The following is an 8,094-nucleotide window of genomic DNA, read 5'->3' as shown; positions in this document are numbered from 1 at the left end:
CTGCTTCACCGCCATTGCGATTCCCTCCGAGCTTCCTTCTCAGAGAATCACAACCAGCCAATTACGCAACAGGCCCACGAGGGGGGAGATTGACTTGCGCCTTGCCTCATCCGCGATCACCCGGCATAGATCGGCCATGGCTCAAGACCCCTACCGACCGCGCCGTTCGGTGCTTTACATTCCCGCCTCAAACGACAAGGCGCTCGCCAAGATCGGCTCCCTGGCCTGCGATGCCGTCATCATCGATCTCGAAGACGCCGTCCTGCCCGCCGACAAGAAAGCGGCGCGCGACAAGATTGTCGGCATCCTGGCTGCGCGCCCCGAACGGCGCTGCGAGATGGTGGTGCGCATCAATCCTTTGGCCAGCGAATGGGGCACCCACGACCTCCTGGCCGTGGCCAAGGCCGAGCCCGACGGCATTCTTCTGCCCAAGATCGGCACGCCGCGCGACATTCTCGAAGCCGGCGACCTGCTCGACGACAATTTCGCGCCGGACAACGTGAAACTATGGGCGATGATCGAGACGTCCAGGGCGCTGCTCAACATCGGTGCCATCGCCGAGCTTGGCCGCGACCCTGCTTCGAGGCTGGCTTGTCTCGTGACCGGAACGAACGACCTGGTGAAGGCGACCGGCATACTGGCGACGCCCGACCGGCGCTATCTGATGCCCTGGCTGATGCAGCTGGTGCTCGCGGCGCGGGCCGGCGGCCTCGATGTTATCGATGGCGTCGCCAATGATTTTCGCGACCTCGACGCTTTTGCCGGCGAATGCGCGGAAGCCGCCGCCATGGGTTTCGACGGCAAGTCGCTGATCCACCCCGCCCAGATCGAAGCGGCGAACCGCGCCTTTTCACCGTCGCCCGAGGCGCTGGCCAGGGCCCGCGCGATCCGGGAGGCGTTCGCGCGGCGCGAAAATGCCGGCAAGGGGGTGATTGCGCTGGACGGCCGCATGGTCGAGCGGCTGCATCTGGCGGAAGCCGAGAAACTTCTGGCGAAGGCCGCGATCATCGGCGCATGATGTCGGGCGAAACACGATTCTTCAGGCCCGGCTTTTCACCCAATCACGACAATTAGGCACGACAGATTAGGCACGACAGGATCAATCCATGAAACTCTACCGCTTCCTCACCGGCCCGGACGACGCCACTTTCTGCCACAAGGTGACGGCGGCGCTGAACAAGGGCTGGCACCTGTTCGGCTCGCCGACCTATGGCTTTGACCAGCAGACGAAGTCGATGCGCTGCGGCCAGGCGGTGGTGAAGGATGTCGAAGGCCAGGACTATACAGCCGATACCAAGCTCAGCGACTGGTAGGGAAGGCCAGCAGGCTCTCTCATTCGTCATCCTAGGGCGTAGCGACGCGAAGCGGAGCGCAGACCCTAGGATCCATTCCGTTCTCTCTGCCGAAGGGCGCGGCGGGCCAGAATATAGGGAAATTGCGGTGTCGGGCGGCAGGCGTTCCGTTCTGCACCGCGGGCTTGGTGTTGATGGAATGGCATGGATCCTAGGGTCTACGCGCGTCGCTTCGCTCCTTGCTTCGCCCTAGGATGACGAGGTGCGCTCTCAGCCCGGTGCCGCCTGCTCGGCGGCTTCCTCGATCCGCTCCATGTCGTCGTCCGACAGGCCGAAATGGTGGCCGATCTCGTGGATCAGCACATGGGTGACGATGTCGCCCAGCGTCTCCTCGTTCTCGGCCCAATAGTCGAGGATGGCGCGGCGGTAGAGCGTGACGCGGTTCGGGCCCTCGCCGGTCTGTGGGTTCCAGCGCTCGGCGATGCCGCGTCCCTCGAACAGGCCGAGCAGGTCGAAGGGCGTCTCCAACGACAGGTCGTCCATGATCTCGTCGGTCGGGAACTCGGCGATCTGGATGATGATCTCGCCGGTGAGCTTGCGGAACTCGTCCGGCAGATGGGCGTAGGTCTCCAGCGCCAGAAGCTCCATCTCGTCCATCGACGGAGAAAGCTGGTCGTGCCAGCTGCGGGTCTTGTAGATGCGGGCCATGAACTGTCCTTTGATCCCGGCATATAGGCTTTCGCGCCGATAGAGGCAAATGGGCCGACTGGGCGTCCGCTTTCAGGGTAAAAACTGGAGGAATAAATTCCTTGCGAGTCTGCTTGACTCTTCCGGCCGCCTCTGGAATCTATAAGAACATAACAGGAACAACTGCCGGAAGTGAACGTCATGGCGATAGACGCCGTGGCGCGGGAAACTGTTTTTGCCCTGCGCCGCCAGATCGCGAAGATCGAGGGAACGCTGCCCGAGCGCCTGCAGGCGCCCGCGGGAAGCGCGGCTGGAGCAATTCCAGGAAAAGTGCGAAGCGGTTTTCCGTCCGGAATTGCGGAAAAACAAATATCTCCCCATACCGCCAAATCGGACATGACGATCCTCCGGCGCGGTCTTGCCGTGGCCTCGGCGGACGCCTTCCTGCACACCGGCATTGATCGCCTCGACACCGCCCTTGGCGGCGGCCTGCCCAAGGCGGCGCTCAGCGAAATCCATGGCCTGGAGACCCGCGATGCCGGTGCCGTCGCCGGTTTCGCGCTCTCGCTCGTAAGCCTGATCCTTAAGGAGAAGCAGGGCCTGCCGATCCTGTGGGTCGGCACGGCGGAAATCTTTCACGAGGCCGGCTTGCCCTATGCCAGGGGCCTTCACGCCCTGTTCGGCATCGAGCCGGAGCAATTGCTGTTTTCCGAGGCGCCGAAGCTGCTGGACGCGCTCTGGATCGCCGAGGAAGCGGCCCGCATGACCGCCTTCGCCGCGGTCGTCCTCGAGATCCGCGGCAGCCCGCGGCTTCTCGACCTCACCGCCACGCGCCGGCTGCACGCCCGTGCCCGGAATGCTGGCCGTCCACTGCTTTTGCTGCGCCAGGCCGGCGAGGCCGATCCCACCGCCGCACCCGTGCGCCTCATCGTTTCGGCCGCACCTTCGGCAAGCCGCGAGACGGTCGCCGGGCCGCTCGCCGGCTCGATCGGCCGCCCCGCCTTCAAAGTCGATATCGGCAAGAGCCGCACGGCCCTGCCCGGACAATTCACACTGGAGTGGAACCCCGATGAGCACGCTTTTGCAGAAAGAACAGAGAATTCTGTCGCTGTGGTTCCCGCATCTGGCCGCGGAGCGGATCCTGCGCCAGCGCCTGGGTCGGTCCTGGCGTTCCCGGCCCTCGCATCACCTGCCTCTGGTGATCAGCCATCGCGACAACAACACCCAGCGCATCGCAGCCCTCGACGAGCGGGCTGAGGCGCTGAAGCTGAAGCGCGGCATGGGCATTGCCGATGCCCGCGCCATGCACCCCTCGATCGATGTGGTGGAGGCCGACGCGGAAGCCGACCGCCGCCTGCTCGAAGGCCTTGCCGACTGGTGCGACCGCTACACGCCTTTGGTGGCGATCGACGGCGAGGACGGGCTGTTCCTCGACGTCACCGGCTGCACGCATCTGTTCGGCGGCGAGCGCGCCATGCAGGACGAGATCCTCACCCGCTTCTTCCAGCAGGGCTTCGATGTCCGCGCCGGGCTGGCCTCGACGCCGGGGGCCGCCTGGGCGGCGGCGCGCTTCCATGGCGATCGCATCGTGGCCGGCGGCGAGGAGGAAGCGCTGCTTTCGCCGCTGCCCTTGTCGGCGCTGCGCATCGCGCCGGAGACCCGCGCCGGCCTGGAAAGTGTGGGCCTGTGCACCGCCGGCGCGGTGATGGCAGCACCGCGCGCGCCGCTTGCCCGCCGTTTCGGCGCCACCTTGCTTCTGCGCCTCGACCAGGCGCTCGGCCGCCTAGACGAGGCCGTGTCGCCGCGCCTTCCCGTCGCGCCGCTCTCGGTCGAGCGCCATCTTGCCGAGCCGGTCATGCTCACCGACGATATCGAGCGGCTGGTGAGCCGGCTGGCGATCGCCTTGAAGACCGACCTCGAACGCCGCGGCGAGGGCGCAAGGACGCTGGCGCTGCTTTTCTTCCGCGTCGACGGCGCCGTCAACCGTATCGCCGTCGGCACCTCGCGCCCGATGCGCGAGCCGCGGCTGATCCAGAGGTTGTTCCATGAGCGGCTCACCGCGCTGGAGCAGAATATCGACGCCGGCTTCGGCTTCGACCTCGTGCGGCTGTCCGTGCTGTCGGTCGCCGCCTTCGACCTGATTCAGGGCGACCTGACCGGCGAGGCGGACGACGACGATGCCGACATCGCGCTCTTTGCCGACCGCGTCCGCGCCCGTCTCGGCGAGGCCGCCATGCTGAAGCCGGTGATCGTCGAGAGCCATCTGCCGGAACGGGCCGTCAAAACTGTGCCTTTCGCCGAAGCGCCGCAAAGGCGCGCCCCGGCGGCCGGCCGGGCGGCGCCGCCCCGAACAGCACCGCCGATGACCGTCTATCCGCCGGAGCGGCCGGTGCGCCTGTTCCGCTCGCCCGAACCGATCGAGGTGCCGGCGACCGAGATCCCCGAAGGCCCGCCGATGAATTTCCGCTGGCGGCGCGCGCTCTACCGCGTCGCCCGCGCCGAGGGGCCGGAACGCATCGCCGCCGAATGGTGGCGCCAGCTGCCCGGCGAGGAAGAGGCGCCGACCCGCGACTATTACCGCATCGAGGACAGCGAGGGGCGCCGCTACTGGCTCTACCGCCAGGGTCTCTACAACAGCGCCGCGCAGGCCGCGCCGCCACGCTGGTTCATGCATGGGGTGTTCGCATGAACGCGCTGACCGTCATCCCCTATGCCGAGTTCGGCATCCAGTCGAACTTCTCCTTCCTGCGCGGCGCCTCCAAGCCCGAGGAGCTGGTGGTCACGGCGAAATTCTACGGCTTTGCCTCGATCGGCCTTGCCGACAAGAACACGGTCGCCGGCGTCGTGCGCGCCTGGCAGCAGGCCAAGGTGGAGAAGATGGCCTATCATCCGGGCTGCCGCCTGGTGTTCGGCGACGGCACGCCGGACATCCTCGCCTATCCCCGCGACCGCCAGGGCTGGGGGCATCTCTGCCGCATGCTCACGCAAGCCAATCTGCGCGACGAGAACGAGAAGGGCGCGACGCTGCTCGAGCTTGACGACCTGCTCGAATGGGGCGATCGGATGTCGCTGGCGATCCTGCCCGAGCTGTCGGCAGACGCGAAAGACAATCTGGTATTCATTAGCCGGCTTAAGGATCGCTTCGGCGCGGCGCTCCGTCTTGCCGTGGCGCCGGACTATGGCGGCAATGACCGTTTCCGCATCGAGCAGGCGGCGGCAATGGCCGAGCATGCGCGCGTCCCGCTGATGGCGACCAATGACGTGCTCTACCATGCAGCCGACCGCCGTCCGCTGCAGGACGTGCTCACCGCGATCCGCCTCAACACGCCGGTTTCCGAGGTCGGGCTGGAGCTGATCGCCAATGCCGAGCGTCATCTGAAGCCGCCGCTGGAGATGGCGCGGCTTTTCCGCCGCCAGCCGCAGGCGCTGGCGGAGACGCTGCGTTTCGCCGAGGAGCTCACTTTCTCGCTCAGCGACCTCGAATACAATTATCCGGACGAGCCGACCGAATCCGGACTTGGGCCGCAGGCCGAACTCGAGCGTTTGGCATGTGAGGGGGCGGCAAGGCGCTACCCGGCCGGCGTACCTTCGCATGTCACGCAACGCATCAAAGAAGAACTCGCCCTGATCGAGCGCCTGAATTACGCGCGCTATTTCCTGACCGTCTACGACATCGTGAAATTCGCCCGCAGTCAGGGCATCCTCTGCCAGGGGCGCGGTTCTGCCGCCAATTCGGTCATCTGCTTCTGCATCGGCATCACCGAAGTCGGCCCCGACCGGATCGATGCACTCTTCGAGCGCTTCATCTCCGAGGAGCGCAACGAGCCGCCCGACATCGACGTCGATTTCGAGCATGAACGGCGCGACGAGGTCATTGCCTATATCTACGAGAAATACAGCGCCAAGCGCACCGCCTTGGCCGCCGCCGTCATCAGCTATCGCGGCCGCTCCGCCCTGCGCGAAGTGGCCAAGGCCATGGGCCTGTCGGAAGACGTCAGGAGCGCGCTGTCGAGCACCATCTGGGGCTGGTCGACTTCCGAGCTTGGCGAAAGGGAAGCCAATGCCGGCGGCCTCGACCGCACCGATCCGCTGTCCAGGCAGGTGCTGGAGCGTGCCAACGAGATCATGGGCTTTCCCCGCCATCTTTCCCAGCATGTCGGCGGCTTCGTCATCACCCGCGACCGGCTCGACGAGGTCGTGCCCATCGTCAAGACGGCGATGGAGGAGCGCAAGATGGTCGAATGGGACAAGGACGATCTCGACGCGGTGAAGATCCTCAAGGTCGACGTGCTGGCGCTCGGCATGCTGACCTGCCTGAAGCGCGCTCTGACCTTGCTCACGCAGCATTATCCGCAGGCGCGGGATCCGTTTGGACAGCCCTATGTGCTCGCCACACTTCCGGAAGAGGACAGACGCGTCTACGCCATGATCCAAAGAGCCGATACGCTCGGCGTCTTCCAGATCGAGTCGCGCGCGCAGATGTCGATGTTGCCGCGCCTCAAGCCAAAGAACTTCTACGACCTCGTCATCGAGGTGGCGATCGTGCGGCCCGGTCCGATCCAGGGCGACATGGTGCATCCCTATCTGCGCAGACGACAGGGCAAGGAGAAGGCCGAATACCCCAAGCCTGAGCTGGAAGAGATCCTTGGCAAGACGCTCGGCGTGCCTTTGTTTCAGGAGCAGGCAATGAAGATCGCCATTGTCGCCGGCGGCTTCCGGCCGGGCGAAGCCGACGAACTGCGCCGCGCCATGGCGACCTTCAAGCGAACCGGCACGATCGGCAACTATGAGACGCGGATGGTCGAAGGGATGGTCGAGAAAGGCTATCCCAGGGAGTTCGCCGAGCGCTGCTTCAAGCAGATCGAAGGCTTTGGCGAATATGGCTTTCCCGAAAGCCACGCCGCCTCCTTCGCGCTGCTGGTCTACGCCTCCTGCTGGTTCAAGACCTTTTATCCGGACGTGTTCTGCGCTGCGATCCTGAATTCCCAGCCGATGGGTTTCTACCAGCCGGCCCAGCTCGTGCGCGACGCGCGCGACCATGGCGTCGAGATACGCGAGGTCGACATCAACCATTCCGTCTGGGACTGCACGCTGGAGGCCACCGCCTTCGATCCGTCGCGCATCCTCGAGCGTCACGCCTCGATGCGCGGCGTTATCGAAACGGCGCATGCGGTGCGGCTCGGCTTCCGCCAGATCAAGGGCCTGTCCGAAGAGCGCATGGATACAGTCGTCGCCCAGCGCGGCGACGGCTATCGCTCGGTCAGGGATGTCTGGCTGCGCTCGGGCCTCGATGTCGGCGAGATCGAAAGATTGGCCGAGGCGGACGCCTTCCGCTCGATCGGTCTCGACCGCCGCGCCGCGCTCTGGGAGGTGCGGGCGCTCGACGGCAAGAGCGCCGCCGAGAAACTGCCGCTGTTCGACCAGCCTTCGCTCAATCTGCGTGAGCTGGAGCCGGAAACGAAACTGCCGAAAATGCCGCTCGGCGAGCATGTCGTCCACGATTACCGCTCGCTCGGCCTGTCGCTAAAGGAGCATCCCGTCGCCTTCCTGCGCGAAAGGCTGGATCGCGCCGGCGTCACCCCCAATGCCCGCCTGCCGTCGGTGCGCGATGGCCGCCGCGTCTCTGTCGCCGGCCTCGTTCTGGTCCGCCAGCGTCCCGGCAAGGGCAATGCCATCTTCCTCACGCTGGAGGATGAGAAGTCGATCGCCAATGTGATCATCTGGCCGCGCGTCTTCGACCGTTTCCGCTCCATCGTCATGGGCGCCCGCTTCATCCGCGTCACCGGCAAGCTGCAGCATGAATCGGACGTCATCCACATCGTCGCCGACAGGGTCGAGGATTTGACGTCCTGGCTGAGCGTGCTGCTGGAATCCGCCAATCGACCGGTCATCGAGCATAATCCCGCCGAACGGCCGATGGGATCCGCCGCAAGCCGTGGCCAGCCGGTCCATCAGGATGTCGCGACGCTCTCAAGCGCCGCGCAACAGGTCATGCCGAAAGGGCGGAATTTTCAGTAGGACGATACAGGAAAGCAGACGCCCGACGGCGTGTGCCGTCACGATGCACAACTTGATGTCGGCGGGACAGCATTTCGGATTTCCCCGCTGCAGCGGC

General features: G+C 65.5%; 6 protein-coding genes. 5 read left to right on the top strand and 1 reads right to left on the bottom strand.

Annotation, left to right across the window (positions count from 1 at the left end):
* Positions 1-136 precede the first annotated feature (136 nt).
* Positions 137-1,018 carry an HpcH/HpaI aldolase/citrate lyase family protein gene (locus tag LB528_RS26575; RefSeq protein WP_224716874.1) on the top strand — a complete coding sequence of 294 codons (882 nt, stop codon included), beginning with the start codon at positions 137-139 and terminating at the stop codon, positions 1,016-1,018.
* A gap of 88 nt (positions 1,019-1,106) precedes the next feature.
* Positions 1,107-1,313: a DUF1737 domain-containing protein gene (locus LB528_RS26570; protein ID WP_224517914.1), complete on the top strand. Its 207-nt coding sequence runs from the start codon at positions 1,107-1,109 to the stop codon at positions 1,311-1,313.
* A 249-nt stretch (positions 1,314-1,562) separates the two neighbouring features.
* Here the strand turns inward: LB528_RS26570 and LB528_RS26565 are convergent, their stop codons facing one another.
* On the bottom strand, positions 1,563-2,000 hold the full coding sequence (locus LB528_RS26565; RefSeq protein ID WP_224517913.1) for a metallopeptidase family protein: 438 nt from the start codon (positions 1,998-2,000) through the stop codon (positions 1,563-1,565).
* A 180-nt stretch (positions 2,001-2,180) separates the two neighbouring features.
* Between LB528_RS26565 and LB528_RS26560 the strand changes: the two genes are divergently transcribed.
* The 3 genes from LB528_RS26560 to LB528_RS26550 are packed head-to-tail and all read left to right on the top strand — an operon-like array spanning position 2,181 to position 7,997.
* The gene (locus tag LB528_RS26560) at positions 2,181-3,236 is read left to right on the top strand and encodes an ImuA family protein (protein WP_224716876.1); all 1,056 of its coding nucleotides are present in this window, start codon (positions 2,181-2,183) and stop codon (positions 3,234-3,236) included.
* On the top strand, positions 3,178-4,668 hold the full coding sequence (locus tag LB528_RS26555) for a DUF6504 family protein (protein ID WP_224716875.1): 1,491 nt from the start codon (positions 3,178-3,180) through the stop codon (positions 4,666-4,668). Before LB528_RS26560 ends, LB528_RS26555 begins: the two co-directional genes overlap by 59 nt.
* Positions 4,665-7,997, top strand: a complete 3,333-nt coding sequence (locus tag LB528_RS26550) for an error-prone DNA polymerase (protein ID WP_224716873.1) — start codon at positions 4,665-4,667, stop codon at positions 7,995-7,997. The genes LB528_RS26555 and LB528_RS26550 overlap by 4 nt, the downstream gene beginning before the upstream one ends.
* Positions 7,998-8,094: the final 97 nt, after the last annotated feature.

It is taken from the genome of Mesorhizobium sp. CA4 (assembly GCF_020165075.1).
Lineage (GTDB): Bacteria > Pseudomonadota > Alphaproteobacteria > Rhizobiales > Rhizobiaceae > Mesorhizobium.
This window is presented reverse-complemented; position numbering and strand designations above follow the sequence as displayed.

Excerpts from the sequence above, each read along its gene's own strand:
- LB528_RS26575 (WP_224716874.1), top strand. The coding sequence starts at position 137 with ATGGCTCAAGACCCCTACCGACCGCGCCGTTCGGTGCTTTACATTCCC.
- LB528_RS26570 (WP_224517914.1), top strand. The coding sequence starts at position 1,107 with ATGAAACTCTACCGCTTCCTCACCGGCCCGGACGACGCCACTTTCTGC.
- LB528_RS26565 (WP_224517913.1), bottom strand. The coding sequence starts at position 2,000 with ATGGCCCGCATCTACAAGACCCGCAGCTGGCACGACCAGCTTTCTCCG.
- LB528_RS26560 (WP_224716876.1), top strand. The coding sequence starts at position 2,181 with ATGGCGATAGACGCCGTGGCGCGGGAAACTGTTTTTGCCCTGCGCCGC.
- LB528_RS26550 (WP_224716873.1), top strand. The coding sequence starts at position 4,665 with ATGAACGCGCTGACCGTCATCCCCTATGCCGAGTTCGGCATCCAGTCG.